Source organism: Idiomarina sp. T82-3, assembly GCF_001577655.1.
Lineage (GTDB): Bacteria > Pseudomonadota > Gammaproteobacteria > Enterobacterales > Alteromonadaceae > Idiomarina > Idiomarina baltica.
The window spans coordinates 190,030-214,876 of the sequence record NZ_LSBQ01000001.1; the positions used below are offsets into that span (position 1 = coordinate 190,030).

The following is a 24,847-nucleotide window of genomic DNA, read 5'->3' on the forward strand; positions in this document are numbered from 1 at the left end:
TCTTCAAACTACTTAATTACTTTAAGGTTGGGTTTCTTCTTATTGGTGCTTTTGCTTGTAACTTCCCCAGACTTTGACCCTTCTACCGTATCAAAAGACGCTTGTGGCTCGTCATTCGACTCGTCAGGTTCTGGCATTGCATCAAGTTGCGGTTCAGCTTCAAACATTGCACCTGCGCCGTTTTCCCGAGCATAAATCGCGAGCGCAGCAGTCATCGGTACGATGACCTCCATCGGTTGACCGCCAAAACGAGCATTAAAGCGAACCTCAGTATCCATTAACTGAAGGCCCACAACCGCTGTCGGTGAAATATTAAGAACAATTTGTCCATCTTGAACAAACTGCTGGGGTACCTTTGTACCGACAATAGTGGCGTCAACAACCAAATGCGGTGTCAATTGATTATCGACGATCCAGTCATAAAGCGCCCGCATCAAGTAGGGACGCTTGGGTGTCATATCACTTAATTCCATAACCACTCCAATTGAAGGTTAAAAGAATTATAAACGCGCTATTTCGCGCTCTACATCAGTCAGTGACTCTTGAAACGTCTTGCGTTCAAACACACGACCCATATAAGCTTTTACATCTTTCGCACCTTGTCCAGTTAGTTCGATACCGTAGCTTGGTAAACGCCACAATAACGGCGCTAAGTAGCAGTCGACTAAACTGAACTCTTCGCTCATAAAATAAGGCGTGTCAGCAAAAATAGGTGCTAACGATAGCAGCCCCTCGCGTAACTCTTGGCGCGCTTGGTTATCACCGGCCATAATCTTGTCTGCCAAGGCGTACCAATCGCGTTCAATTCTATGCATCATCAAGCGGCTTGTGCCTCTTGCGACCGGATAAACCGGCATCAATGGTGGATGCGGAAAACGCTCATCGAGATATTCCATAATAATGTGAGCATTATAAAGAACAAGCTCACGGTCCACGAGAGTGGGTGTCGCATCAGGATAAGGGTTAAGCTGCATCAAGTCTTCAGGGCGATCATCACCGCTGACAAAACTGATTTCTACGCCAACACCTTTCTCCGCTAATACCAAGCGAACTTGGTGGCTCTTAAGATCGTTCTTGCTGGAATATAACGTCATTACTGAACGTTTATTTGCTGCAACCGCCATGTATTTCTCCAGATAATTTCAACAGCAAAAGGGTGGCAAGCCACCCTTTTCTACTGAGCTCGAGCTCCGCTTACTTAAGATCTTTCCAGAACTCTTTCTTCAGCAACCAAGCTAAAATGGTGAACACCAACAAGAAACCAAAAACGAACCAACCCATACGGCGTTGTTCAAGTTTCATTGGTTCACCCATATAGACCAAGAACGACGTAAGGTCGAGCATTGCCTGGTCATATTCACTCTCAGTCAAACGGCCTTTACCATCGGTTTTCAAACCGACATAAACCTTTTTCATCTCACCATCGATACGGCGTTCTTCGTAGGTTTTTTCTGGTAAGCCTTGTAACTCTTGTAAAACGTGCGGCATCCCAACGTTAGGGAAAACCGAGTTATTCACGCCAAACGGACGACTATCATCGCGATAGAACGAACGTAAGTACGTGTAAATCCAGTCAGGACCCCGCACACGCGCTACGTTGGTCAAGTCAGGTGGTGGATTACCAAACCATGCGCCCGCTTTTTCTTCAGACATATTGTTGGTAATTAGGTCACCCTCTTTTTCACCCGTAAATTGCAAGTTCTTCTGACCGACATCCTCAGGAATACCCAGGTCTTCGAACATGCGGTTGTAACGCGCATATTGAAGCGAGTGACAACCCAAACAGTAGTTCATGAACAACTGTGCACCACGTTGTAAAGACGCTTTGTCGTGCAAATCGACTTTTGCTTCATCAAGCGGCACAGTCGGTCCCGCCGCAAATACGAGCGACGGGATAAATGTAACAAGAGCGATTAGTAATTTTTTCATTATGACGTCACCCTTTCTGGTACCGGCTTGGTCTTCTCACGCTTACTGTAGAAAAACAGTAAGACGAAGAAAGCGAAGTATAAGAACGTAAATATCTGCGCAAACATGGTTGAAGTTGGCGTTGCTGGCTGAGTTCCTAAGTAACCTAAGACTAAGAAACTGACTGAGAAAACTGCCAAGTTCAACTTGTGCAAGATAGAGCGATAGCGAATAGAACGTACGCGACCGCGATCTAACCATGGCAATAGAGCCAGTAGCACAATCGATGCAAACATTAAGATTACGCCAAATAATTTATCAGGGACCGCACGCAAAATTGCGTAGAACGGTGTGAAGTACCAAACAGGCGCAATATGTTGTGGTGTCTTCAATGGGTTTGCCGGTGCAAAGTTCGGTGGCTCAAGGAAGAAACCGCCCATCTCTGGCATAAAGAAGATCACATAACAGAACAGGAATAAGAAAATACCGATTCCGACCAAATCTTTTACGATGTAGTACGGGTAGAACGGAATCGCATCCACAATGTCGTATTTCTTAGTGAAACGCTCGTGGAACTTGAATTTCGGCTTCTCTTCATCCGGAACGGAGCCTTTGGGCTTCTTAATCGGCACACCATCGGGGTTGTTAGAGCCCACCTCGTGCAATGCGATGATATGCAAGAATACAAGAATCACCAGCACTAACGGCAAGGCAATCACGTGAAGCGCAAAGAAGCGGTTCAAGGTTGCGCCAGAAATCACGTAATCACCACGGATCCATAGCGTCAAGTCATCACCAATCACCGGAATCGCACCAAACAGTGAGATAATTACCTGCGCACCCCAGTATGACATTTGCCCCCAAGGTAACAAATAGCCCATAAATGCTTCAGCCATGAGTACCAAGAAGATAAACATGCCAAATAACCACAATAATTCACGCGGCTTTTGGTACGAACCATAAAGCATACCGCGGAACATATGCAGATACACAACGATGAAAAACGCGGATGCCCCGGTTGAATGCATGTATCGGAGTAACCAGCCGTAATCGATGTCACGCATGATGTACTCAACGGACGCAAATGCACCCTCTGAGCTTGGCACATAGTTCATGGTTAACCAAACACCGGTGAGTATTTGGTTGACCAATACGAGCATCGCCAAGACGCCAAATAGGTACCAGAAGTTGAAGTTTTTCGGAGCAGGATACTGTGCAAGGTGGATATTCCAAGTTTTAGTCATTGGAATACGTGCATCGATCCACTCAACGAATTTATTAGCCATTATGCTTGCCCCTTATCTTCGCCGACCAAGATCGTGTTGTCGTCAACGTAATAATGTGGCGGCACAACCAAGTTTAATGGTGCCGGAACACCCTGGAAAACACGTCCAGCGATATCATAGGTCGAACCGTGACACGGACAGAAGAATCCTGACTCAACACCTTCTACGTGCTCTTCCATTTCTTTGGGTAAGTAGCTCGGAGAACAACCTAAGTGAGTACAGATACCAACAGCTACGAAAAATTCTTTTTTAATTGAACGATATTCGTTAGCGGCATATGAAGGTTGTTGTGGCTCTTCAGAATTAGGGTCTCGAAGACGGTCTTCATGGGTTTTTAGGCCATCAAGCATTTCTGTTGAACGACGAACGACCCATACGGGCTTGCCTCGCCATTTAACACGAATCATTTGACCCGGTTCTGCTTTCGCGATGTTAACTTCGACCGGTGCCCCGGCGTTCTTTGCCCTCGCGCTCGGATTCCATGATGCGATAAAAGGAACGGCGACACCCACCGCTCCGGCACCACCAACGACTCCGGTCGCGACCGTCAAAAAACGACGGCGGCCTTTATCTACAGGCGCATTGCTCATCCATTTACTCTCCAGTTGGACGCTCCGCGATCCATGGCCGCGAAGTCGGGAATTAGCTGCTGCGTTATCCGCCTATACGGATTACAAAAAATGCTCAGAAATGATAAAGAAAACCCACATGTTTTACAAGTGATTCGCGGTGTATGGCGCGTGTTGCTGTCACAACAAGCGTTTACATTCGTAAACAGAGGTTCACTGGCTAGCAAAAATAAAAAAGCCCAGCAAATGCTGGGCTTTCCGTAAAACGCAAACTTAACGTTTTGAGAACTGTGGACGCTTACGCGCTTTGTGTAAGCCCACTTTCTTACGTTCAACTTGACGAGCGTCACGCGTAACGTAGCCTTCTTTACGCAAGGTAGAGCGTAGGCCTTCGTCATATTGCATCAGTGCACGGGTAATACCGTGACGGATTGCGCCCGCTTGACCTGTTGTACCACCACCGCTCACGGTGATGTAAAGGTCGAACTTCTCAGTCATTTCTACTGCTTCAAGTGGTTGACGAACAACCATTTGTGCAGTTTTACGACCGAAGTAATCTTCCAACGCACGTTGGTTGATTTGGATGTTGCCGCTGCCCGGACGCAAGAATACGCGAGCAGTTGAGTTTTTGCGGCGACCTGTACCGTAGTATTGATTATCTGCCATAGTATGCTTGCTCCGTTATAGATCCAGTTGTTTAGGTTGTTGAGCAACGTGGTTGTGCTCAGCACCTGCGTACACTTTCAGTTTACGGAACATGGCACGGCCTAGAGGTCCACGAGGCAACATACCTTTTACCGCTTTCTGAATTACCATTTCAGGTTTCTTAGCAATCAGTTTTTCAAAGCTGATTGATTTGATACCACCCGGGAATCCAGTGTGCGAGTAGTACATTTTGTCCTGAGCTTTGTTACCGGTTACAGCAACTTTCTCAGCGTTAACGATGACGATGTAGTCACCTGTGTCAACGTGAGGCGTATACTCAGGCTTATGCTTACCACGCAGGCGGCGAGCTACTTCAGTAGCCAAACGACCTAACGTTTTACCTTCTGCGTCAATTACATACCAGTCGCGTTTTACCGTTTCTGGTTTTGCTACAAATGTTTTCATTTTGAAAAAACCTAATTTTAAATGTTCACGGACAGTAATTCCGGGCTTCCCCGCGAATCACAACAATAAAAAAATGATAAAAATCATTAGTTTATTTGCTGCAACCATGGGCTAACGAGATGTTAACGTCATGGACTGTAACGTGGGCTGCGCGGATTATAGGAAAAATGCGCTCAAAGATCACGCACTTTTTGAAATTTCTTACCGATTTACTGTGCCATTTATGCGCGGTGCGCCAGTGCTAAATATTCTTCACTTTGCATTTCTTGCAAACGACTCACACAGCGGCGAAACTCAAAACTTAATTGCCCCTCGCTATACAGAGAGTCAATGGGCTGTTGTGCGGATAAAATCAATTTAACTCGGCGCTCATAAAATTCGTCCACCAACGCGATAAAGCGACGCGCAACGTCATCGTTGTGACGGCCCATTTGTTCGACATTCGAGATAATGACGGCATGATATAACTGCGCAAGTTCCATGTAGTCGGTGTGGCTACGCGCTGTCTTACAAATATCTGGGAAGTCGAAAAAGACAACATCATCGCATTCCGCACGCACTCGAATCGATCGTCCTTCGATTTCAACAGCGTGGGACTCAAAAGCACACCCTTTTTCCGGCGCTAGGTTATGGAAGGACTCTACCAACCTTTGGTCCGCTTGGTCATCATTAGGCACATGAAATAGCTTTGCTTGCGTCAACGTGCGTAGGCGATAGTCGATCCCGCTATCAACATTAACCACAGCACAATGCTGCTTAATTAATTTTATTGCCGGAATAAATCGTGCGCGCTGTAACCCATTTTTGTATAGGTCGTCGGGTACGATATTGGATGTTGCAACGAGTATCACTTCGCGCTCAAAAAGATACTCAAATAGTTTGCCGAGTAACATAGCATCCGTAATATCCTGTACAAAAAACTCATCAAAACAGATGACATCAGTCTCCGCAGCAATGCGATCGGCTACAATAATCAGTGGATCTGATTTTTGCTGTAATTGCTTGAGTTCGTTGTGTACCCGCTGCATGAATCGATGAAAATGCAGGCGCCATTTTTTCTTAATCGGCAAACTTTCGTAAAAGGTATCAACTAAATAGGTCTTGCCACGACCGACCCCTCCCCAAAAATAGAGTCCTTTAGGGGGGCGCACGGGCTTACTAAACAGCCTTTTTATTAGCGACTGTTGCTTATTTTCCTGCCACTCGATTAACTCATCATAAAGGCGCTGTAACTGCGTAACCGCGTGCTCCTGCGCTTCATCATAACTAAAATCTTCGCGTTCTAAGTCTTTTTTATAACGCTCAATTGGCGTAAAGCACGGGTTCGACACTACCACTTCACCTCAGTTACGATTATCCTATAGGGCATGTATTTTATCACGATGCCCTGAATCAGCAATGAGTAGGGTCAGTCTAGGAGTTAGGCATGGATTGGTTAATTGGTATTTTATTGGTCGCCGTCGGCGCAATTATTGGTTTTTTTGTCGCACGTTACCTGTTTGGACTTCGCAGTGGCGGCGATCTTGAAGAGCAGGTCGAAAAAAGTCAGAAGCAGCTCGCTGATTATCAACGCGAAGTCGCCGAGCACTTTGCAACCGCCAATGCGTTGGTTGAACAACTCGAAGAAACACAAGACAAACTTAAAAACTATCTTGCGCACAGCGCTGACTTACTGCAAAAAAACGAGGCACAAAGCGATTTGCCATTCTTTTCTGAGGACACAATGCGTCAATTGCGGGTGGCAAGTAGCATGAATAAAGATTACCGTTCGACGCACAGCTCAGAAGAAGCCAACCAAGTTCCAAAAGATTACACCGATCAGCGTAGCGGTTTGTTTACTGAAAATGAGTCCAGCAAACGCGATTAAATATCTTGAAACATTTTAACAGTGAACTCATTTAGTAACTCGGCGGTCATAATGGCTGCACACGGTTGTAAAGTTACTACTAGGAGTTCGTAACACGATGAATAAATTAATTGTAGGTCTCACACTAGCCGCTTTAACCGTTGGCGGCTTTTCTCAACCCGCACAAGCTGGCATTCCATTTTTCGGCGCAGATGACGAAAAACCAACATTAGCACCGATGCTCGAGGATGTTACTCCCGCCGTCGTTAATATTTCGGTCAAAGGTAAACGTGAAGTACGCCAACGGGTCCCTGACGCGTTACGTTTTTTCTTTGGTCCCAATGCTCCGAGCGAACGCGTTCAAGAGCGTCCATTCCGTGGATTAGGTTCAGGAGTCATCATTGATGCAGACAAAGGTTATGTAGTTACCAACAATCATGTCATCGATGATGCCTCTGAAATCGTTGTGACACTGAAAAATGGTCGTGAATATGATGCCAAATTAGTGGGTCGCGACGAACAAAGCGATATCGCACTGCTGCAAATTGAGGACGCCGAGGATCTCACTGATATTGAGATCGGTAAGTCGTCAGAATTACGGGTGGGCGACTTTGTCGTTGCTATCGGTAATCCTTTTGGTCTTGGACAAACTGTCACATCCGGTATTGTCAGCGCCCTTAGTCGTGCCAACCTCGGTATCGAAGAGCTTGAGAACTTTATCCAAACAGATGCCGCAATTAATAGTGGTAATAGCGGTGGTGCGCTAGTAACGCTCGATGGCAAATTGATTGGTATCAATACAGCGATTTTAGGTCCTAATGGCGGCAACATCGGTATCGGTTTCGCAATCCCAGCGGATATGATGCGTAACCTCGTGCAACAATTAATCGAGTTTGGTGAAGTACGTCGCGGCGTGTTAGGCGTACGCGGAAACGACCTCAACTCAGATATTGCTGATGCACTTGATATTAGTGTGTCAGAGGGCGCATTCGTTGCCGAAGTTGTACCTGAGAGCGCAGCCGACAAGGCCGGCATTCAGTCGGGAGATGTCATCGTGTCTGTTAACGGTGATGAGATAGCAAGTTTCCAAGAACTAGGCGCTTTAATCAGTACCCTAGGGTCGGGAACGAAAGTCGATCTTGAGTTGATCCGTGATGGTGAACGCCAAGATGTGCAGGTGACGCTTGATGCGCAAGATACCGAAACTTCAGCTCAGTCGATACACCCGGCTTTAGAAGGCGCGACCCTTGAAGCTGACGGTTCCAACGATGGTATTCGCATTACTGAAGTAGAAACGGGGTCACCCGCCGCGCGAATTGGACTTGAAAAAGGTGATATCATCAAAGGCGCTAATCGGCAACCAATTAGTAACTTAGGCGACCTGCGTGAAGCGATTGACAACGCGGGTGATGTGGTAGCGCTGAGTATCCAACGTGGGAATAGTGTACGTTACTTAATGTTACGTAACCCCGCATCTTAGTCGCGCGTTTTAGTTTCAAAAACTTACATCAAAGTGACTTCAGTGATAAGCTGAAGTCACTTTTTTAATTAACGGACCGCCTAACTTATGAGCTCTATCAAGTCACTCGTTCGATTCCTTTACCAATCGGTAGGTTTAGGCTTGGTCGTTGCTGCCATTATTTTTCTCATCCAGCCATACATACAAAATGGCGGTCCAAGTCAATTTAATTTAAATAAGAATGATGAGGTTGCGAGTTTTAACCAAGCCATCAGTCGCGCAGCACCTGCCGTCGTCAATATATATAGCTTGGGTGAAAGTGAGCGCTCACGCTATTCGTCTCAGTCAAATTCACGTCTGTGGCGTTTAGGCTCGGGTGTCATCATGAGTGATCGTGGCTACATCATCACCGCCAATCATGTAGTGGAAAATTACGATGAAATTCAGGTGGCATTGCAAGATGGACGGCGCTACGAGGCGCAACTGATTGGAAATGATACTTACACCGACCTCGCCGTACTCAAGGTCGAGGCAGATAACCTACCCGTCATTCCGACGATGGGCGAAAGACCCATAAAGGTAGGGGATATCGTGTTTGCCATTGGCAATCCGTATAATATCGGGCAAACGATTACACAGGGTATTATTAGTGCCACGGGGGGACGAGTTGGTATCACCGGCTCAGCCTATTCCGACCTGATACAAATGGACGCGGTCATCAATCAAGGCGCATCAGGTGGAGCACTTATCAATAGCAAGGGAGAGTTAATCGGTATCAATAATGCTCGATTTAACTCGGCGTTTGGTGACACCGTTGAAGGTATCTACTTTGCAACGCCTTATAATACGGTCAAAGAGATCATGCATACCCTCATTACAGAGGGTCGCGTCGTGCGTGGCTATATTGGTATTCAAGTTAACCCGAATTTCAATCTACAAAATGCGGCTAACGGAATTCTTGTGACGCAAGTTGAGCCCAATAGCCCAGCTGATCGAGCGGGTTTGCAAGTCAATGACTTAATCACGCAAATTGGCGGTTCACCGATTTTCTCGGCAACGGAAGGGATGGAGCGCGTTGTTAAAAGCCGGCCTGGTACACAGTTGAAAATCGAATACGTACGTAATGACGAAACGCGAACCACAACATTAACTGTTGGGTCCGCGCGTCAAATTCAGTGAATTCGCTGAATATCTGCACCGAGCGCTTGAAGCTTAAGCTCAATACCTTCGTAGCCACGATCGATATGATAGATGCGTTCTACGAGCGTTTCCCCTTGAGCAACCAAACCGGCAATCACCAACGAAGCAGAAGCTCGTAAATCGGTACACATCACTTCTGCACCAGTCAGAGTCTCTACCCCATTCGAAATAGCTGTATTGCCCTCGAGCTCAACATGAGCGCCCATACGGCGAAGTTCAGGAATGTGCATGAAACGGTTTTCAAAAATCGTCTCTCGCACCCACCCACTTCCCGACGCAATGGCGTTCAACGCGCAAAACTGAGCCTGCATATCAGTTGGAAATGCTGGGTGTGGAGCAGTAATAATAGTGACGGGCTTAGGCCGGCCCTGACTACGAATACGGATCCAATCAGTTCCCTTTTCAACCGTGCCTCCGGCCTCGGTAAGCTTCTTGAGCACCGCATCTAAGGCACTCGGATCGGTATGACGACAAGTCACATCGCCTCCTGTTGCTAACCCTGCAACAAGAAACGTACCGGTCTCAATACGGTCTGGCATCACAGAGTAATGGCCACCGTGTAAGCGTTCAACGCCTTCAATCGTAAGCGTATCGGTCCCCTCACCTGTAACCTTCGCACCCAAGTGATTCAAAAAGCGCGCGAGATCAATAATTTCGGGTTCGCGGGCGGCGTTTTCAATGCGCGTCGTGCCCTCAGCAAGCGCTGCTGCCATCATCAGGTTTTCCGTGCCTGTCACACTCACGGTATCCATCAGAATGTCTGCTCCTTTTAAACGCCCATCAACGGACGCTTTTATGTAGCCATTTTCGACCACAATTTGAGCTCCCATCTGACGCAAGCCCTCGATGTGTAAGTTTACCGGGCGAGCACCAATGGCACAGCCGCCAGGCAATGACACTTCAGCCTTTCCGACTTTCGCTAACAAAGGACCGAGCACTAAAATGGAGGCACGCATCGTCTTCACGAGCTCATACGGGGCTACATGCTCCGACATTTCTGCAGGTTCGATGGTGACTTCGCCATGCTGGAGTTCCGAGTGGGCTAACCCCAGCTTTCCAAGTAACTTAAGTGACGTTTTTACATCCTGAAGCAAAGGAACATTCGAAATAGTAATTGACTCGCTACCCAATACCGTTGCTAATAATATTGGCAATGCGGCATTCTTAGCGCCAGAAATAGTCACTTCGCCGTGTAGCGGACGCCCGCCTTTAATTAAAAATTTGTCCATGATGCCTCCTGATGACATTAAGGCATCATTAATTTTTTATCACGTTCCCAAGTTTCAGGCGTGTAGGTCTTAATAGAAACAGCGTGAAGCGTACCATCAGCGATGAGAGGCTTAAGAGGTTGGTACACCATTTGCTGACTTTTCACACGATTCAATGAGGCAAAAATCTCACCTACGGCAATAATGTTAACGTTAGCGCCATCAAGCTTTACATGCGCCTCATCGATTTCAAGTTCATTTTTCAATAACGCGGTCAATTGTTCGGCGTTCATATTATATCCACACAACTTAACTGAAGAATTAAAGCCGTTAGCTTAACGAAAGTAGATGGTCGACGCCACTCACTGTGACGATTTGCCTTAACTGCTCCGAGCTGCCCTTACACTGTAAGGGAACAGCATCACGATTGTGCTTTATCACTTCAAGTAATATAGCCACGCCCGCAGTATCGATTAAAGTAACCTCTGCAACATCCACTTGTTTTACTGTCTTCTCATCCAACAGCTGGCTGAGTGCGTTCCATTGCGCCGGAATCGCGCTTCGCGTAAGCGAACCCGCTAACGACAATGTACCGTCATTAGCGAGTTGAAAGTTCATTTGAGCCTGACTCATGGGCGACCCTTAAGACGGTACGTCGACTTTATCGTCCAACTTGATGGGTTGGCCCGCTTTATCCTCGAGCAGCGCAATGGTACCTTCGATGCCGCGTGAACGGATTACTGCTGCTATCTCGCTCTGCTTACTATTCAATAAGCTTACACCCTCGACAACTAAATCGTATGCTTTCCAAACGTCAGCGTTATTATCGTAACGGACTTTAAAATCCAAACGAATTGGTGGGCGACCCGCTTCTTTAACGCGCGTCTCTACCACTACGACCTTGTCATCGGGTCCTACTTTAGGGTGTTGCAGAAACTCTACTTCGTGCTTCGACTCGTCATATTGTGTAAAAGCTCGGGCATAAGTTGCAACAATATAGTCCGTAAATGCTTTGTAAAACTCCTGACGTTGCTTTTCATCAGTATCTTTAAAGTAACGCCCCAATACCTTCTTGCTCGCATATATATTATCGACGTAAGGCATCAGCTCATCTTTAACAATCGTCTTCAGATAGTTGGGGTTTTCCGTAATCTTACTGCGCTCTTCGCCGATACGCTCAAAGGTTTTATCCGCTACTTTCTTAACTAGAGTATAGGGATTTTCCTCTTTAATCGTTTCCGCCGAGGCGCTACTCACGGTCAGAAAAGCACCCATTACTAACGTTAATAAAACTTTCATATTACAACTCCCCGTTCGTTAATTCTCGCCTTGGCTAAACAAGAATTGTCCGATTAACTGCTCCAACACCAATGCTGATTTGGTATCAGAAATCGTGTCTCCGTCTTCAAGTGTGCCCACCGTGTCATCGATAAACCCTGGCTGCAGACCTAAATACTGCTCACCTAAAAGACCCGCTGTCAGCACCGATAAGCTACTTGTCTCTGAGAACTTGTCATAATCTTGACTGATCTCCATCTCAACAAGTGGCTCGTAATACTCGCCCGACAACGAAATATTGGTAACGCGTCCTACAACGACACCCCCCACTTTAACTGGCGAGCGTACTTTTAAACTGCCAATATTGTCGAACTTCGCATAAAGCGTGTAGGTTTCACCAGCAGTCACGGTGCTCCCACTTGCAGCGCGCAAAGCGATAAACAGCAGCGCCAAAACCCCGACAACGACAAATAAGCCAACAAAAATATGTGATTTCCGTGATTCCATGGTTTTTACCCGCCAAACATCAATGCTGTAAGAATAAAATCGAGTCCTAAAATAGCGAGTGAAGCAGTGACCACCGTCGAAGTGGTCGCCTTGCTAATACCCGCAGATGTTGGTTCACAACGATAGCCTTTGTAGAGCGCAATCCACGTCACCACAAAAGCAAATACGAGCGATTTAATGATCCCGTTCATTAAGTCGTCACGCCAGTCAACGGCTGACTGCATTACTGACCAAAATGCGCCCTCATCGACACCGAGCCAACCCGAGCCCACTAAATAACCGCCGTAAATACCAACGGCTGAAAAAATAAGTGCCAATAGAGGCATACTGACAAAACCCGCCCAGAAACGTGGAGCAACGACACGTCGTAACGGATCAACGGCCATCATTTCTAAACTCGATAATTGCTCGGTTGCTTTCATCAAGCCGATTTCGGCGGTCAGTGCGGAGCCGGCGCGACCGGCAAAAAGCAAGGCAGTGACGACAGGCCCCAATTCGCGTAAAAGAGACAGCGCAACCATCGGACCTAAACTCTGTTCGGCGCCGTAATCGACCAAAATGGTATAGCCTTGGAGTCCCAGTACCATACCAATAAATAACCCGCTCACCACGATAATAATGAGGGATAGTACGCCAACCACATACATTTGTTGGACAAATAGAGGCCATGACTTTCGTGGTGTGGGCTTACCAATAATCGCCCCGAGTAACATCGCCAGCGCACGACCGATACCTGCTATTGCGTCTGTGACTGTTGCGCCCAAGCGCGCCAACCTATCCATGCGCTTCCCCCATTAAATCCATAGCAAAGTCATCCTCGGTATAATGGAACTTGACGGGTCCATCAGCCTCACCTTGAAGAAACTGCCTTACAATAGCCTTATCATTTTCTCTCAGCTCATCGGGAGTCCCCTCGGCGACGACTTTTTTATCGGCGATAATATACGCGTAATCGGCTATCGATAGTATTTCATCGACATCATGGGAGACCACGATAGAAGTTAAACCTAACGATTCGTTCAGCGAGCGAATCAGTTTGACGATAACGCCCATTGAAATTGGATCTTGGCCAGCAAAAGGTTCGTCATACATGATTAGGTCAGGATCAAGTGCAATAGCACGCGCCAGTGCAGCCCGACGCGCCATTCCGCCTGATAACTCCGAAGGCATCAGATCGCGAGCCCCACGCAAGCCTACCGCTTCTAGCTTCATCAAGACAATGCTACGGATAACATCCTCGCTGAGCTCTGTATGCTCTCTTAACGGGAAGGCAACGTTATCAAATACACTCATATCGGTGAACAGCGCACCACTTTGAAAAAGCATACTCATTCGCTTACGCAGCTCATAGAGTTTCTTGCGTGATAACTGCGTCACTTCTTCATCGGCCACTTTGATGGATCCGGATGCTGGTCGTAACTGCCCCCCAATAAGGCGCAATAACGTTGTTTTACCAATACCACTGGGGCCCATAACAGCGACTATTTTACCTTTCGGCACCGTCAATGACAGCCCATCGTATATGGTGCGTTGGCCGTGCGAAAAATGCACATCTTTTAAAGCAACAAAGTTATCCACTTATCTGTCCCTAACGCGCTATTTATTTCAGAATACCTATTCTAGGGTCCGATCACCTAAAACGTAACTGTAAAAATGTTGCAAAACATATCAGTTTTTTGCATCAATCATCGCTAGTAGCTTGTCGGCGAACGCTTTACGGTCACCTTGGCAGTGCTCACACAACTGCAATTGTTCGAACAAACGAGCGCCGTGCACAGCGAAAAACAGCACTTTGGCGAGCATTGGATCGCGACTAAATTGCTCTAACGATTGAAACGTCTGCTGTACGTGCGCAGTCATCGGCGCCAATAAATCAGGGTTATTGGCCGCTGCCGCTAATAGCCCAGAACTTAACTGCGCACACTCGGCATCACTGTTGAGCGATGCGAGCAAAATACTTTTGAATTCTTGGTTAGGATCACCTTCAAACTCGCTCATGAAGGTCTCTTTGAGGTCATTGTTTCGCGCTACCATGCGCTCCAACATAGCCTCTAGTAATTTGTCCTTACTTGCAAAGTGATAGAGCAAACCACCTTTACTAATCCCAGTTGCTTGACCAAGCGCATCAAACGTAAGACGAGCAGCGCCTTCTGACGCAACTAATTGTTCTGCTGCATCTAAAATGACATCTCGATTACTGGGGCGACCGGCACACTTTTTTGCGCACATAATGACTCACTCACTACCTTAAATAGGCTTATTACTAAACCGTCTAGTTGGTATAGTAATTCAATTTTATCGAATTCGCAATCTTAGGTTCATAAATACGGTAGGCAGTCACCCTCATCTTGACGTATCATTAGGCGTAAGTTCTCAGCTTTTTTAGGTAGGTAATGAAGCAAATCACCCACGACTTTTGCACGCTCGCACGTGAAGTTATTGAGATTGAGCGAGATGCCATAGAGGGCCTAAAAACCTTTTTGGACGATAACTTCAATCGTGCATGTCAGGCAATGTTCGATTGCAAGGGTCGTATCATTGTAACCGGCATGGGTAAATCGGGTCACATCGGCGGTAAAATTGCTGCGACACTCGCCTCAACCGGCTCACCCGCTTTTTTTGTGCATCCGGGTGAAGCTAGCCATGGTGATCTGGGGATGGTCACTGACAGTGATATCGTTATCGCAATTTCAAACAGCGGCGAGACGGGCGAAATACTTAATATTATACCGGTGATGAAACGCCTTGGTGTCACAATCATCGCCATGACGGGTAATCCGGAGTCAACGCTAGCCACCTTGGCTGATGTTCATGTTTGCATCCGGGTAGAGCAAGAGGCGTGCCCATTAGGCTTGGCGCCCACAGCATCAACCACCGCGAGTCTAGTGATGGGGGATGCGCTGGCCGTCGCACTACTGAACGCGCGCGGATTCACTGCGGATGACTTTGCGTTATCTCATCCTGGTGGCTCGTTAGGTAAACGTCTGCTACTGAGACTCAGCGATGTAATGCACACGGGCGATCGTGTTCCTCAGGTCGAACAAGACGCTTTGATTCGCGACGCATTGCTCGAAATCTCGCGCAAAGGTTTAGGGATGACATCCATTGTCGACGAACACGGGCGTTTAGCGGGTATATTTACGGACGGTGATTTGCGGCGGATCCTAGATAGCCGCGTCGATGTTCATACGAGCAAAATCGCTGACTTCATGACGCGTACCTGCGTAACGGCAGACGAAAACATGTTGGCAGCACAAGCACTTAAGTTGATGCAAGACCGTAAAATTAATGGTCTGATTATCGTTGACCACGATGGCAAGCCCCACGGTGCGATGAATATGCACGATTTGTTACAAGCAGGAGTGGTGTAATGATTCATAATCGCACAGCTAAAACCATCAATACGTGGTACGGCGACATCAGTACCACACTGTTTGAACAATTTGCTCAAGTTGAGTTGTTGATTCTCGATGTTGACGGCGTATTTTCTGATGGTCGTATTTATTTAGGAAACCAAGGTGAGGAGCTCAAAGCATTTCATACACGCGATGGCTTTGGGCTAAAAGCATGGACTGACGCCGGCTATCCCGCTGCCGTGATAACGGGGCGCGAATCTTCGATTGTCGAGCGCCGTATGAAACACTTGGGCGTGACTCATATTTTTCAAGGTGTAAAAAATAAAGTCGAACGCTACGAACAGCTGCTCGAAAATTTGAACTTGAATGATTCGCAAGTCGCTTATGTAGGCGACGATGTGCCCGACCTACAGTTAATTAATCGAGCCAAACTCGGGATTGCGGTGCATGACGCGCACCCCTCGGTGCAGCTTGCCGCGCAATATATTACGCGTTGCCACGGTGGATTTGGCGCTGTGCGTGAAATTTGTGATTTACTCCTGCTGAGCCGCGGTGAACTACCGAGCGCTGAGGGAGTCAGTTTGTGAGTCGCCGCGTCGCACTTTTGTTGCTGGTCTTATTTGGTGCCGTGATTATTCTGCTTTGGCGGCCTTTTCAGCCGTCAGATGGCGACGACGCTAATGTACAAACCCGTAAAATGACACCCGATTTTACGGCTTCGGGTCTTAAAACTCGCTTGTACGAGTCTGGTGGACGCTTAGCACATCAGGTGACGGCTGAGCATATGTCTCATTATATTCAGATTGGTCTTACTGAGCTGAGCAATCCTGTCTACTCGGTCTATACCGATGAGCGTCAGGCAACTTGGCAAGTGAGTGCCGAGCAAGGCACTTTATATGATGACCAAACGCTCATTTTAGAGCGCAACGTTGAAATATTGGCACTGCAACCTGATACTTCTATTAAACGTGTAAACACCGAATACTTAGTCATCGATATACCTGCTGAAACGATGAACACAGATTATCCCGTCACGATTTCGGGACCCCAGATTGCGGTACAAGGTCACGGGCTCAATGCCGACTTGTACGCAGAAACTATGGAGTTAAAACGTCATGTTAAAACGGTTTTTAATCCTCGCTAGTCTTGCAGCAGTGAGTCAATTGGCTGTCGCTCAAGGTGAGTCGGACTTTGAAAAGCCGATTGAAGTGAGTGCAGGACACGAGCACTTTGATATTAAAAACAACCAGTTGTTGCTGACCGATAACGTTATCGTCACACAAGGGTCGTTACGTATTGAAGCCGACCGTTTAGAGGCCTCAGGCGGTGAAGCTAAAGATCAAGCTGACACTTTTGTCGCCCACGGTCGCCCTGCTGTTTATACGCAGCTACTCGAAAACGGCACCGAAATCAGTGCAGAAGCCGACCAAATCACCTACTTTCAGAGTCAAGGGCGTATCGAACTCAAGGGCAACGCACAGATCACACAAGGCAGTAGTTTATCGCGCGGCGACACTATCGTTTATGACCTGACAAACCAGCACGTTTCAGCGCGTGGTTCAAAAGAGTCGGGCGAACGCGTAACCACCATTTTTAACCCCAACAAGCAGTCTGAGAAAGAGCAGCCTGAAACCGAACAACAGCAAAAAGAGCAATGATAAATGGCGAAATTATCTGTCGAGCACCTCGCTAAATCATATAACCGACGCCAAGTCGTTAAAGATGTCAGCTTGGAAGTAAGTCAAGGGCAAGTGATCGGCTTATTAGGACCTAACGGTGCGGGTAAAACAACCACCTTCTATATGATTGTTGGCTTAGTGAATTCTGATAAAGGCAGTATTAAGCTAGACCAACATGATTTAACGTTGCTTCCTATGCACGAACGCGCTCGACGAGGCATTGGGTATTTACCACAGGAGTCGTCTATTTTTCGCAAAATGACAGTGCGCGATAATTTAATGGCTATCCTCGAAACTCGCAAATCGCTTACAACGATAGAACGAGAAGAAAAGCTCGACGCTTTATTAGAAGAGTTCAATATCGGGCATATTGTTAACAGTTTAGGCATGAGCTTATCGGGGGGTGAACGGCGACGGGTTGAAATTGCTCGAGCGCTTGCCGCTGATCCGACGTTCATATTGCTTGATGAGCCGTTTGCAGGTGTTGACCCCATTTCAGTCTTGGATATCAAAAAAATTATCGAACACCTCAAGCACCGTGGCATAGGCGTGTTGATTACCGACCATAACGTGCGCGAAACGTTGTCAGTATGCGAGCATGCTTATATCGTTAGTCACGGGGAACTGATTGCCAGCGGTGATGCAAATAGCGTATTGTCAAACCAACAGGTTAAAGATGTCTACCTCGGTGAGCAGTTCACCTTGTAACGGAGCACAAGTGAGGCCGGGATAATCAGATGAAACAAAGTTTGCAACTAAAAATGGGTCAACAATTGACGATGACCCCACAATTACAACAAGCCATTCGGTTGTTGCAACTCTCATCGCTCGATCTACAAGCTGAGATTCAAGAAGCCTTAGATAGTAACCCCTTACTTGAGGTAGAGAACGAGGCCGACGACGCGCCTCAAGAGTCTTCTCAACAAGCTAAAAATGACGATAGCCAAAAAGAAACGTCTGATGCGCTGAACGAGCAATCTCTGCCTGACGATTTACCATTAGACAGCACTTGGGACGATACCTATACCTCAACCACGCCCTCCAGCAGCTTAAGCTCGAGCCAGTCATTTGATGGTGAACATGATGTTTACCAAGGCGAAACCAACGACTCCCTGCATGACCATCTGTTATGGCAAATGCAGCTATCTCACTTTACCGACGAGGATGCGGCTATCGCCACCGCGATTATTGAGTCTATCGATGAGCGCGGTTATCTCACGACCGATGTTACAGAGCTCGTTGAGGCCATTGCACTCCCCGAGGTTGACGTCGAAGAAGTCGCTATGGTGCTAAAGCGAATTCAACGCTTTGACCCGGTCGGCGTTGGGGCGCGCACGATCCAAGAATGTTTGAGTATTCAATTACAACAACTAACTGATGAAACACCCCATAAAAATCTGGCATTGACCCTGATTAACGATTACATGGAACTTATGGGTGCAAGGGATTACAAAGGTCTGCAACGCAAGCTAAGAATAGATGAGGCCGAACTAAAAAGTACATTACGGTTGATTCAAACCTTGAATCCTTATCCCGGAGATGCAATCGACCAAAAGCCAACTGAATACGTTATCCCTGATATCTCCGTGGTTAAAAAGAATGGTCGTTGGGTGGTCGAATTAAATCCAGATAGCGTACCTAAATTAAGAGTGAACGAAGAATATGCAGCGCTGAGTCGGCAGGCAAAATCAAGTGCAGACTCTCAGTATATAAAGCAGCACACACAGGAAGCACGCTGGTTTATAAAAAGCTTAGAGAGTCGAAACGACACGCTACTTAAAGTTGCACATTGTATCGTTCAACGCCAACAAGGCTTTTTTGAGCATGGTGAGGAGGCAATGAAGCCGATGGTTCTGAATGATGTCGCAGAAGCCGTAGATATGCACGAAAGTACGATTTCGCGCGTTACAACCCAGAAATACCTTCATTGTCCCCGCGGCATCTTTGAGCTCAAGTACTTCTTTTCCAGTCATGTGAGTACCGAAACAGGAGGTGAGTGTTCAAGTACCGCTATAAGAGCACTAATCAAAAAATTGGTTGCCGCGGAGAACCGCGCAAAACCATTAAGCGACAACAAAATTGCTGAACTCATCGCAGATCAGGGAATCCAAGTAGCTAGGAGAACGATCGCGAAATATCGCGAATCGCTCAATATTCCCTCTTCAAGCCAGCGGAAGAGTCTGCTTTAATATTGTTCAACCGTAGAAGGAAGACGTTATGCAAATCAACCTAACAGGTCATCACATTGATATTACCGACGCGTTGCGTGAATACGTGGATACAAAATTTGCCAAACTAGAGCGCCACTTTGACCACATAAACAACGTTCACGTCATCCTAAATGTTGAAAAAACGATTCAAAAAGCGGAAGCTACGCTTCACGTCAATGGCGGAGAGATTTTCGCCGATGCAGAACACGAAGATATGTACGCGGCAATCGATGGGCTTATTAATAAGCTCGATCGCCAAGTGATTAAACACAAAGAAAAGTTGAAAAAACACTAAATCATGCAATTGTCCGATCTTTTGAGCCCCGACTGCACCAAATGTGCAGTCGAGGGTGCAAGCAAAAAGCGTTTGTTAGAAACTATCAGCGCCATCGCAGCTCCTAAACTTGTGGGAATTACTAAACATGACATTTTTGAGAGTCTAATTAATCGCGAACGCCTCGGTAGCACAGGTATAGGGTTAGGGATTGCAATACCTCACGGTCGCTTGGCGAATGCAACCCAGCCAGTGGCAGTGCTTATGACATTGGAACAACCGATTGAATTCGATGCCATTGATAACCAACCCGTTGATATCGTGTTTGCGTTGCTTGTACCAGAATCGGAACATGAAAATCACTTAAATACGCTCGCGACCGTAGCTAAGCGAATGAACAATAAAGAGTGCACACGTTCATTGCGCGATGCACACAGTGATCGCGAACTTTATACGATTTTTGTCAGCGAGGATCAGGCACCTGAATGCAACTTATCATAGTTAGTGGACGCTCCGGCTCGGGAAAAACCATTGCCCTTAGGGTACTCGAAGATTTAGGTTTTTATTGTGTCGACAATTTGCCCATCGCTTTACTGTCCACACTTGTGCATTCCGTCATAGCGCAGTATGACCGCGTCGCGATAAGTATCGATGTACGTAATCTGCCCGAAGACTCTCAAGAGCTGCTCGAATCCATTGATTTTTTACCGGCGGAAGTTGATATTGAGGTATTATTCATTGACGCCGATGACCAAACCCTACTGCAGCGTTTTGGAGAGACTCGTCGACTCCATCCTCTGTCGCAAAAGCAACTCCCCTTGCTTGAGGCTCTTCAGCTTGAGAACCGCCTTCTTGACCCCATCGCCGTACGTGCAACTTGGCGTATTGATAGTAGTCACCTTTCGCTCCACCAATTAAGTGAAGAAGTCAGTGCCAGAGTACTTGGCAAAGCATCAAAGCAAGTGGTCATTGTGTTTCAGTCATTTGGCTTTAAACATGGTGTGCCAAAAGATGCCGACTTTGTATTTGATGCGCGTATTCTTCCAAACCCACATTGGAATCCAGAGCTCAAGCTGCTAACGGGACAGGATGAAGACGTAAAACAATTTTTCCGAAAGGAAAGCTTGGTCACTAAATACTTATTACAAGTCGAAAATTTTTTGGCTACCTGGCTTCCTTATTTTCGACGCAGTAACCGTAGTTATTTAACTATTGCAATGGGCTGTACTGGCGGTCAACATCGCTCGGTCTATCTAGCCGAAACTTTAGCAGAACAGTTCCGATCTGAGGGGACTCATGTTCAAGTTCGTCACCGGGAATTGTCAAAATGACGCAAAAAGTCTGTAAATCCTTGATCATTCGCAATAAACTAGGGCTTCACGCACGCGCAGCAACTAAATTGGCGCGTTTGACTCAAACCTTCGCTGCTAAGATTACAATTAGCCAAGACGGTCAAGAGGTCGATGCGGGTAGTGTGATGTGCTTAATGTTGCTAGCAAGCCAGCAAGGACGTGAAGTCCAAGTCTGTGCCGATGGTGACGATGCAGAGGCGGCTTTGGTTGCCATCACCACCTTATTTGAAGATAAATTTGAGGAAGCAGAATAATCATGATGGCTGAGTTGTCCGATAAAGAATACGCAATGCAGCGTATTCAAGAGGTAAATACTGCCCTGTCGGACGGTATGTATGTGGCTGCCCGCCGCATGCTGCACAATATGCCAGCCTGCGATATTGCATTATTGCTTGAATCATCGCCGCCGAAAAGTCGAGCTATCGTTTGGAAGCTTGTCGATGCCGATGAACATGGCGATATCCTCGAAGAGCTCTCAGAAGAAGTTCAAAAATCCATTATTCGCCAGATGGCGCCGGAGAAATTGGCGGCGGCCACCGAGGGAATGGATACCGATGACTTGGCTTACGTACTGCGTGGCTTGCCCGACCAAGTTTATCAAGAAGTTCTCAAATCAATGGACGAGCGCGACCGAGAGCGCGCAGAAACGGCATTGTCATACGATGAGGACTCTGCCGGCGGCATCATGAATACAGATACCATCACGGTACGAGCCGATGTCACCGTCGATGTGGTATTACGTTACCTTCGCCTAAAAGGCGAATTGCCAGAAGCCACCGATAAACTCTATGTCGCCGATCGTAACGATAAACTCATCGGTGAAATTGCCCTATCGCGCTTAGTCACCGTCGACCCATCAAAAGTGGTCAGCGATATTATGTCACCGGATATCGTCAGTATTCCTGTCGACATGGATGAAACCGAAGTCGCTAAATTATTTGAACGCCATGATTGGGTTTCAGCGCCCGTTGTCGACGGAGAGCAGCAACTTGTTGGTCGAATCACCATCGATGACGTGGTTGATATCATTCGCGAGGATGCTCAACACTCGATGTTGAGCATGGCGGGTTTAGAAGATGACGAGGATACTTTTGCGCCCGTACTCAAAAGTACTCGCCGCCGTACGGTATGGTTGGCTATTAACTTGGTCACGGCGTTACTCGCCGCCATGGTGAGTTCATTATTCGAAGATGTGTTAGCGCAAATGGCAGTGCTCGCCATCCTGAATACCATTGTGCCAAGTATGGGCGGGATCGCGGGTAGTCAAACCCTGACCTTGGTGATTCGAGGTATGGCGCTTGGTCATATCGGTAGTAGCAACTCAAGGTGGTTGATCGGCAAAGAACTCGCCATTGGTGCGCTGAACGGTATTATTTGGTCAATCCTTATTGCCGCTGTTGTGGCGCTCTGGATGCAAAGTTGGTTGGTCGGTGGCATTATCGCCTTCGCGATGATGATGAACCTCTTAGCGGCGGCGCTTGCCGGCGTGACCGTACCAATGATACTGAAGCGTTTTGATATTGACCCGGCACTCGCGGGTGGTGTGATTTTGACCACCGTCACCGATGTGGTCGGTATCTTTGCATTCTTGGGTACTGCGACATTGCTACTGTCATAAACAGCAATGTCGCCGGTTGACTTACTGACCTGCTATCCGCATTTCTTCTAACAACACTGATCCCGTATGCAAGGCATGGCGCTCGTCAATATCGTTACCAATAGCAACGATATTTGCCAGCATGTCTTTTAAGTTACCCGCAATCGTCACTTCCTCAACAGGATACTGAATTTCGCCATTCTCAACCCAGAATCCAGCAGCGCCGCGCGAATAATCTCCGTTGACCAAGTTAACGCCTTGCCCCATCAGTTCGGTGACTAATAAGCCTGTGCCCATCTGTTTGCACAGCTCCGTCAAACTCTTATCACCATGGGTCAAACGCCAGTTATGGATGCCTCCCGCGTGACCGGTGGGCTGCATATCCATCTTGCGGGCGGCATAGCTGGTTAGCAGGTAGGTCTGCAACTCACCGGCCGTGACGATATCACGCTCAATCGTTGCTAAACCTTCATGGTCAAAAGGACTGCTTGCTAGACCACCCACGATGTGGGGACATTCTTTAATGTTTAACCACGACGGCAACACCGGCTGGCCCAATGCATCTAGCAAGAAACTCGATTTCCGGTAAAGGTTGCCGCCACTGATCGCACTCACGAAATGACCGAACAAACTGCCAGCCACGTCAGCGCGGAAAATTATGGGGACTTTGGCGGTATCAATCTTACGGCCCCCTAAACGTGATAACGTCTCCTGAGCGGCTTCCTCAGCAACTTTTTCGGGTGCAGCTAAGTCCTGCGTACGACGAGCGACCGAATAGCTCATATCGCGTTGCATGCGCTCGCCCTCTTTCGCTATCAACACGCAACTTAAATTATGACGTGACTGCAAATAGCCGCCCAAAAAACCGTGGCTATTACCGTACACTCGAAAGCCCGTATGCGAACCATAATGAGCGCCGTCTGAGTTAATAATGCGATCATCTAAAGCTAAGCCATGACGTTCACATGCAAGTGCTTGTTCTATCGCATATTCTGCGCTTTGATCGCCTGGATGGCACAAGTCCAACTCAGGATAGTCCTTGGTCATCAGTTCTTTCGGTGCTAAGCCATTAAATGGATCAGCGGATGTATAACGGGCAATTTCCGCCGCTTTTTTTACCGCCGCCGCAATGGCTTCACGCGATAAATCGGTAGTCGATGCCGAGCCTTTTTGATGATCACGATATACACTAATGCCCAGCGCACCGTCTTGATTAAATTCGACGGTCTCTACATCGCCCATACGCGTACCGACTGAAATACCGGCACTTTTGCTGATCGAACACTCGGCCGCTGAAGTCCCCTCTTTAGCCGCTAACTCCAACGCATATTGGACCGCTAATTCAACATCATCAAGTTGTTGCTGTAACTCGCTAAGTTGAGGTTTCAATGTACACTCCTCTAAATGATTAACGCGTCTTGCGTAAAACTGGTAAACTGCTCGTTATTATTAGCAATTAAAACTGAATGGATTATGGCTCGTAAACCAACCCACTCGACATCGCCAGACGAAACTGAATTTGCAGATGTCCCCAGCAAAAGTGAACGCAAACGCCAAGTTGAAGCCCTACAAAAAATGGGCACTGAGCTCGTCGACTTAACTGATGCGCAACTCAAAAGCATTCCACTCGATGAGGAGCTGCGCAATGCGGTCTTACTCGCTCGTAAAATTAAAAATAAACACGAAGGCTATCGCCGCCAACTCCAGTTTATTGGCAAGTTAATGCGCCAAAGAGACGTTGCACCTATTGAACAAGCAATGGAGCGCCTCAACGCCTTTCATCAACAAACTGTGAATCAATTTCATGCTGTTGAGCAACAACGCGACCTGCTGTTGTCAGGTGACGAAGAAGCGCTCACAGACTTTTTTAACCGTTACCCCAACGCCGATATTCAGCGTATTCGCCAATGGCTTCGACAAGCGAAAAAGCAAGCCGAGGAAAACAAGCCGCCTACGGCAGCGCGCCAGCTATTTGTCTATTTACGTGAACTAATGACTGAGGCCTAAG

The 24,847-nt window shown here is 47.3% G+C and carries 32 protein-coding genes; 15 read left to right on the top strand and 17 right to left on the bottom strand.

The features are described 5' to 3' along the window. Positions 1 to 8: 8 nt before the first annotated feature. The 8 genes from AWU56_RS00845 to zapE form a co-directional block, all read right to left on the bottom strand. Positions 9 to 458, bottom strand: a complete 450-nt coding sequence (locus AWU56_RS00845; RefSeq protein WP_286681548.1) for a ClpXP protease specificity-enhancing factor — start codon at positions 456 to 458, stop codon at positions 9 to 11. A 42-nt stretch (positions 459 to 500) separates the two neighbouring features. After that, on the bottom strand, positions 501 to 1,124 hold the full coding sequence (sspA, locus tag AWU56_RS00850; protein WP_006956788.1) for a stringent starvation protein SspA: 624 nt from the start codon (positions 1,122 to 1,124) through the stop codon (positions 501 to 503). A 70-nt stretch (positions 1,125 to 1,194) separates the two neighbouring features. Further along, positions 1,195 to 1,929, bottom strand: a complete 735-nt coding sequence (locus tag AWU56_RS00855) for a cytochrome c1 (protein WP_006956789.1) — start codon at positions 1,927 to 1,929, stop codon at positions 1,195 to 1,197. Then, entirely contained in the window at positions 1,929 to 3,194 is a 1,266-nt protein-coding gene (locus AWU56_RS00860) for a cytochrome b (protein WP_286681505.1), read from the bottom strand. Before AWU56_RS00860 ends, AWU56_RS00855 begins: the two co-directional genes overlap by 1 nt. Further along, positions 3,194 to 3,784, bottom strand: a complete 591-nt coding sequence (gene petA / locus AWU56_RS00865; protein WP_006956791.1) for a ubiquinol-cytochrome c reductase iron-sulfur subunit — start codon at positions 3,782 to 3,784, stop codon at positions 3,194 to 3,196. Before petA ends, AWU56_RS00860 begins: the two co-directional genes overlap by 1 nt. Positions 3,785 to 4,036: 252 nt before the next feature. Next, on the bottom strand, positions 4,037 to 4,429 hold the full coding sequence (gene rpsI / locus AWU56_RS00870) for a 30S ribosomal protein S9 (protein WP_071463062.1): 393 nt from the start codon (positions 4,427 to 4,429) through the stop codon (positions 4,037 to 4,039). A 15-nt stretch (positions 4,430 to 4,444) separates the two neighbouring features. Continuing rightward, complete coding sequence (gene rplM, locus AWU56_RS00875; RefSeq protein WP_071463061.1) at positions 4,445 to 4,873, bottom strand: 50S ribosomal protein L13; 429 nt, start codon at positions 4,871 to 4,873, stop codon at positions 4,445 to 4,447. A 221-nt stretch (positions 4,874 to 5,094) separates the two neighbouring features. After that, the gene (gene zapE / locus AWU56_RS00880; RefSeq protein ID WP_286681506.1) at positions 5,095 to 6,204 is read right to left on the bottom strand and encodes a cell division protein ZapE; all 1,110 of its coding nucleotides are present in this window, start codon (positions 6,202 to 6,204) and stop codon (positions 5,095 to 5,097) included. Between the two features lie 95 nt (positions 6,205 to 6,299). Between zapE and AWU56_RS00885 the strand changes: the two genes are divergently transcribed. The 3 genes from AWU56_RS00885 (at position 6,300) to AWU56_RS00895 (ending at position 9,357) form a co-directional block, all read left to right on the top strand. Then, a complete protein-coding gene (locus tag AWU56_RS00885) occupies positions 6,300 to 6,740 on the top strand; it encodes a Z-ring associated ZapG family protein (protein WP_272977422.1) in 441 nt (146 codons plus the stop codon). 97 nt (positions 6,741 to 6,837) lie between these two features. Continuing rightward, positions 6,838 to 8,199, top strand: coding sequence for a DegQ family serine endoprotease (locus AWU56_RS00890; RefSeq protein WP_272977421.1), 1,362 nt, complete (start codon positions 6,838 to 6,840; stop codon positions 8,197 to 8,199). Between the two features lie 87 nt (positions 8,200 to 8,286). Continuing rightward, the gene (locus tag AWU56_RS00895; protein ID WP_272977420.1) at positions 8,287 to 9,357 is read left to right on the top strand and encodes a trypsin-like peptidase domain-containing protein; all 1,071 of its coding nucleotides are present in this window, start codon (positions 8,287 to 8,289) and stop codon (positions 9,355 to 9,357) included. On the opposite strand, the gene murA is transcribed toward AWU56_RS00895, so the two are convergent. From murA to AWU56_RS00935, 8 genes are all read right to left on the bottom strand, one after another. Beyond that, positions 9,351 to 10,607 carry a UDP-N-acetylglucosamine 1-carboxyvinyltransferase gene (gene murA / locus AWU56_RS00900; RefSeq protein ID WP_006956854.1) on the bottom strand — a complete coding sequence of 419 codons (1,257 nt, stop codon included), beginning with the start codon at positions 10,605 to 10,607 and terminating at the stop codon, positions 9,351 to 9,353. The genes AWU56_RS00895 and murA overlap by 7 nt on opposite strands. Before the next feature lie 17 nt (positions 10,608 to 10,624). Then, positions 10,625 to 10,879 (bottom strand): BolA family protein, encoded by a 255-nt coding sequence (locus tag AWU56_RS00905; protein ID WP_006956855.1) that lies wholly within the window; start codon positions 10,877 to 10,879, stop codon positions 10,625 to 10,627. A 37-nt stretch (positions 10,880 to 10,916) separates the two neighbouring features. Continuing rightward, complete coding sequence (locus tag AWU56_RS00910; RefSeq protein ID WP_286681507.1) at positions 10,917 to 11,219, bottom strand: STAS domain-containing protein; 303 nt, start codon at positions 11,217 to 11,219, stop codon at positions 10,917 to 10,919. A gap of 9 nt (positions 11,220 to 11,228) precedes the next feature. Then, complete coding sequence (locus AWU56_RS00915; protein WP_006956857.1) at positions 11,229 to 11,885, bottom strand: ABC transporter substrate-binding protein; 657 nt, start codon at positions 11,883 to 11,885, stop codon at positions 11,229 to 11,231. 18 nt (positions 11,886 to 11,903) lie between these two features. Continuing rightward, positions 11,904 to 12,371 carry an outer membrane lipid asymmetry maintenance protein MlaD gene (mlaD, locus tag AWU56_RS00920; protein WP_006956858.1) on the bottom strand — a complete coding sequence of 156 codons (468 nt, stop codon included), beginning with the start codon at positions 12,369 to 12,371 and terminating at the stop codon, positions 11,904 to 11,906. Between the two features lie 5 nt (positions 12,372 to 12,376). After that, positions 12,377 to 13,153, bottom strand: a complete 777-nt coding sequence (gene mlaE, locus AWU56_RS00925) for a lipid asymmetry maintenance ABC transporter permease subunit MlaE (RefSeq protein ID WP_006956859.1) — start codon at positions 13,151 to 13,153, stop codon at positions 12,377 to 12,379. Then, complete coding sequence (gene mlaF, locus AWU56_RS00930) at positions 13,146 to 13,949, bottom strand: phospholipid ABC transporter ATP-binding protein MlaF (protein WP_272977419.1); 804 nt, start codon at positions 13,947 to 13,949, stop codon at positions 13,146 to 13,148. Before mlaF ends, mlaE begins: the two co-directional genes overlap by 8 nt. Positions 13,950 to 14,039: 90 nt before the next feature. Then, complete coding sequence (locus AWU56_RS00935; RefSeq protein WP_006956861.1) at positions 14,040 to 14,600, bottom strand: TetR/AcrR family transcriptional regulator; 561 nt, start codon at positions 14,598 to 14,600, stop codon at positions 14,040 to 14,042. A gap of 164 nt (positions 14,601 to 14,764) precedes the next feature. Between AWU56_RS00935 and AWU56_RS00940 the strand changes: the two genes are divergently transcribed. Genes AWU56_RS00940 through mgtE form a run of 11 tightly spaced genes read left to right on the top strand, consistent with a single transcriptional unit; the run spans position 14,765 to position 22,860 of the window. Continuing rightward, positions 14,765 to 15,742, top strand: a complete 978-nt coding sequence (locus AWU56_RS00940) for a KpsF/GutQ family sugar-phosphate isomerase (protein WP_006956862.1) — start codon at positions 14,765 to 14,767, stop codon at positions 15,740 to 15,742. Further along, positions 15,742 to 16,314 (top strand): 3-deoxy-manno-octulosonate-8-phosphatase KdsC, encoded by a 573-nt coding sequence (kdsC, locus tag AWU56_RS00945; protein ID WP_286681508.1) that lies wholly within the window; start codon positions 15,742 to 15,744, stop codon positions 16,312 to 16,314. Before AWU56_RS00940 ends, kdsC begins: the two co-directional genes overlap by 1 nt. Further along, positions 16,311 to 16,871 carry an LPS export ABC transporter periplasmic protein LptC gene (gene lptC / locus AWU56_RS00950; RefSeq protein ID WP_006956864.1) on the top strand — a complete coding sequence of 187 codons (561 nt, stop codon included), beginning with the start codon at positions 16,311 to 16,313 and terminating at the stop codon, positions 16,869 to 16,871. The genes kdsC and lptC overlap by 4 nt, the downstream gene beginning before the upstream one ends. Beyond that, the gene (gene lptA / locus AWU56_RS00955; RefSeq protein WP_006956865.1) at positions 16,843 to 17,385 is read left to right on the top strand and encodes a lipopolysaccharide transport periplasmic protein LptA; all 543 of its coding nucleotides are present in this window, start codon (positions 16,843 to 16,845) and stop codon (positions 17,383 to 17,385) included. Before lptC ends, lptA begins: the two co-directional genes overlap by 29 nt. A 3-nt stretch (positions 17,386 to 17,388) precedes the next feature. Beyond that, a complete protein-coding gene (gene lptB / locus AWU56_RS00960) occupies positions 17,389 to 18,114 on the top strand; it encodes an LPS export ABC transporter ATP-binding protein (protein WP_006956866.1) in 726 nt (241 codons plus the stop codon). A 29-nt stretch (positions 18,115 to 18,143) separates the two neighbouring features. Beyond that, a complete protein-coding gene (locus tag AWU56_RS00965; RefSeq protein ID WP_286681509.1) occupies positions 18,144 to 19,595 on the top strand; it encodes an RNA polymerase factor sigma-54 in 1,452 nt (483 codons plus the stop codon). Between the two features lie 28 nt (positions 19,596 to 19,623). Then, positions 19,624 to 19,911 (top strand): ribosome hibernation promoting factor, encoded by a 288-nt coding sequence (gene hpf / locus AWU56_RS00970; protein ID WP_006956868.1) that lies wholly within the window; start codon positions 19,624 to 19,626, stop codon positions 19,909 to 19,911. 3 nt (positions 19,912 to 19,914) lie between these two features. After that, on the top strand, positions 19,915 to 20,391 hold the full coding sequence (ptsN, locus tag AWU56_RS00975; protein WP_286681510.1) for a PTS IIA-like nitrogen regulatory protein PtsN: 477 nt from the start codon (positions 19,915 to 19,917) through the stop codon (positions 20,389 to 20,391). Then, a complete protein-coding gene (rapZ, locus tag AWU56_RS00980; protein WP_272978204.1) occupies positions 20,376 to 21,221 on the top strand; it encodes an RNase adapter RapZ in 846 nt (281 codons plus the stop codon). The genes ptsN and rapZ overlap by 16 nt, the downstream gene beginning before the upstream one ends. After that, entirely contained in the window at positions 21,218 to 21,496 is a 279-nt protein-coding gene (locus AWU56_RS00985) for an HPr family phosphocarrier protein (RefSeq protein ID WP_006956871.1), read from the top strand. The genes rapZ and AWU56_RS00985 overlap by 4 nt, the downstream gene beginning before the upstream one ends. A 2-nt stretch (positions 21,497 to 21,498) precedes the next feature. Further along, positions 21,499 to 22,860 (top strand): magnesium transporter, encoded by a 1,362-nt coding sequence (gene mgtE, locus AWU56_RS00990; RefSeq protein WP_006956872.1) that lies wholly within the window; start codon positions 21,499 to 21,501, stop codon positions 22,858 to 22,860. Between the two features lie 21 nt (positions 22,861 to 22,881). Here the strand turns inward: mgtE and pmbA are convergent, their stop codons facing one another. Continuing rightward, the gene (pmbA, locus tag AWU56_RS00995) at positions 22,882 to 24,228 is read right to left on the bottom strand and encodes a metalloprotease PmbA (protein WP_286681511.1); all 1,347 of its coding nucleotides are present in this window, start codon (positions 24,226 to 24,228) and stop codon (positions 22,882 to 22,884) included. 84 nt (positions 24,229 to 24,312) lie between these two features. On the opposite strand from pmbA, the gene yjgA reads away from it, so the two are divergent. Then, positions 24,313 to 24,846: a ribosome biogenesis factor YjgA gene (gene yjgA / locus AWU56_RS01000; protein ID WP_272978203.1), complete on the top strand. Its 534-nt coding sequence runs from the start codon at positions 24,313 to 24,315 to the stop codon at positions 24,844 to 24,846. Position 24,847: the final 1 nt, after the last annotated feature.

Coding starts and splice junctions, on each gene's coding strand:
- AWU56_RS00940 (WP_006956862.1), top strand. CDS start 14,765: ATGAAGCAAATCACCCACGACTTTTGCACGCTCGCACGTGAAGTTATT.
- AWU56_RS00845 (WP_286681548.1), bottom strand. CDS start 458: ATGACACCCAAGCGTCCCTACTTGATGCGGGCGCTTTATGACTGGATC.
- hpf (WP_006956868.1), top strand. CDS start 19,624: ATGCAAATCAACCTAACAGGTCATCACATTGATATTACCGACGCGTTG.
- AWU56_RS00915 (WP_006956857.1), bottom strand. CDS start 11,885: ATGAAAGTTTTATTAACGTTAGTAATGGGTGCTTTTCTGACCGTGAGT.
- AWU56_RS00935 (WP_006956861.1), bottom strand. CDS start 14,600: ATGTGCGCAAAAAAGTGTGCCGGTCGCCCCAGTAATCGAGATGTCATT.
- mlaE (WP_006956859.1), bottom strand. CDS start 13,153: ATGGATAGGTTGGCGCGCTTGGGCGCAACAGTCACAGACGCAATAGCA.
- AWU56_RS00905 (WP_006956855.1), bottom strand. CDS start 10,879: ATGAACGCCGAACAATTGACCGCGTTATTGAAAAATGAACTTGAAATC.
- rpsI (WP_071463062.1), bottom strand. CDS start 4,429: ATGGCAGATAATCAATACTACGGTACAGGTCGCCGCAAAAACTCAACT.
- AWU56_RS00895 (WP_272977420.1), top strand. CDS start 8,287: ATGAGCTCTATCAAGTCACTCGTTCGATTCCTTTACCAATCGGTAGGT.
- AWU56_RS00910 (WP_286681507.1), bottom strand. CDS start 11,219: ATGAGTCAGGCTCAAATGAACTTTCAACTCGCTAATGACGGTACATTG.
- AWU56_RS00860 (WP_286681505.1), bottom strand. CDS start 3,194: ATGGCTAATAAATTCGTTGAGTGGATCGATGCACGTATTCCAATGACT.
- AWU56_RS00855 (WP_006956789.1), bottom strand. CDS start 1,929: ATGAAAAAATTACTAATCGCTCTTGTTACATTTATCCCGTCGCTCGTA.
- AWU56_RS00885 (WP_272977422.1), top strand. CDS start 6,300: ATGGATTGGTTAATTGGTATTTTATTGGTCGCCGTCGGCGCAATTATT.
- kdsC (WP_286681508.1), top strand. CDS start 15,742: ATGATTCATAATCGCACAGCTAAAACCATCAATACGTGGTACGGCGAC.
- rapZ (WP_272978204.1), top strand. CDS start 20,376: ATGCAACTTATCATAGTTAGTGGACGCTCCGGCTCGGGAAAAACCATT.
- AWU56_RS00985 (WP_006956871.1), top strand. CDS start 21,218: ATGACGCAAAAAGTCTGTAAATCCTTGATCATTCGCAATAAACTAGGG.
- ptsN (WP_286681510.1), top strand. CDS start 19,915: ATGCAATTGTCCGATCTTTTGAGCCCCGACTGCACCAAATGTGCAGTC.
- AWU56_RS00965 (WP_286681509.1), top strand. CDS start 18,144: ATGAAACAAAGTTTGCAACTAAAAATGGGTCAACAATTGACGATGACC.
- mgtE (WP_006956872.1), top strand. CDS start 21,499: ATGATGGCTGAGTTGTCCGATAAAGAATACGCAATGCAGCGTATTCAA.
- yjgA (WP_272978203.1), top strand. CDS start 24,313: ATGGCTCGTAAACCAACCCACTCGACATCGCCAGACGAAACTGAATTT.
- sspA (WP_006956788.1), bottom strand. CDS start 1,124: ATGGCGGTTGCAGCAAATAAACGTTCAGTAATGACGTTATATTCCAGC.
- petA (WP_006956791.1), bottom strand. CDS start 3,784: ATGAGCAATGCGCCTGTAGATAAAGGCCGCCGTCGTTTTTTGACGGTC.
- rplM (WP_071463061.1), bottom strand. CDS start 4,873: ATGAAAACATTTGTAGCAAAACCAGAAACGGTAAAACGCGACTGGTAT.
- mlaD (WP_006956858.1), bottom strand. CDS start 12,371: ATGGAATCACGGAAATCACATATTTTTGTTGGCTTATTTGTCGTTGTC.
- lptB (WP_006956866.1), top strand. CDS start 17,389: ATGGCGAAATTATCTGTCGAGCACCTCGCTAAATCATATAACCGACGC.
- AWU56_RS00890 (WP_272977421.1), top strand. CDS start 6,838: ATGAATAAATTAATTGTAGGTCTCACACTAGCCGCTTTAACCGTTGGC.
- lptA (WP_006956865.1), top strand. CDS start 16,843: ATGTTAAAACGGTTTTTAATCCTCGCTAGTCTTGCAGCAGTGAGTCAA.
- murA (WP_006956854.1), bottom strand. CDS start 10,607: ATGGACAAATTTTTAATTAAAGGCGGGCGTCCGCTACACGGCGAAGTG.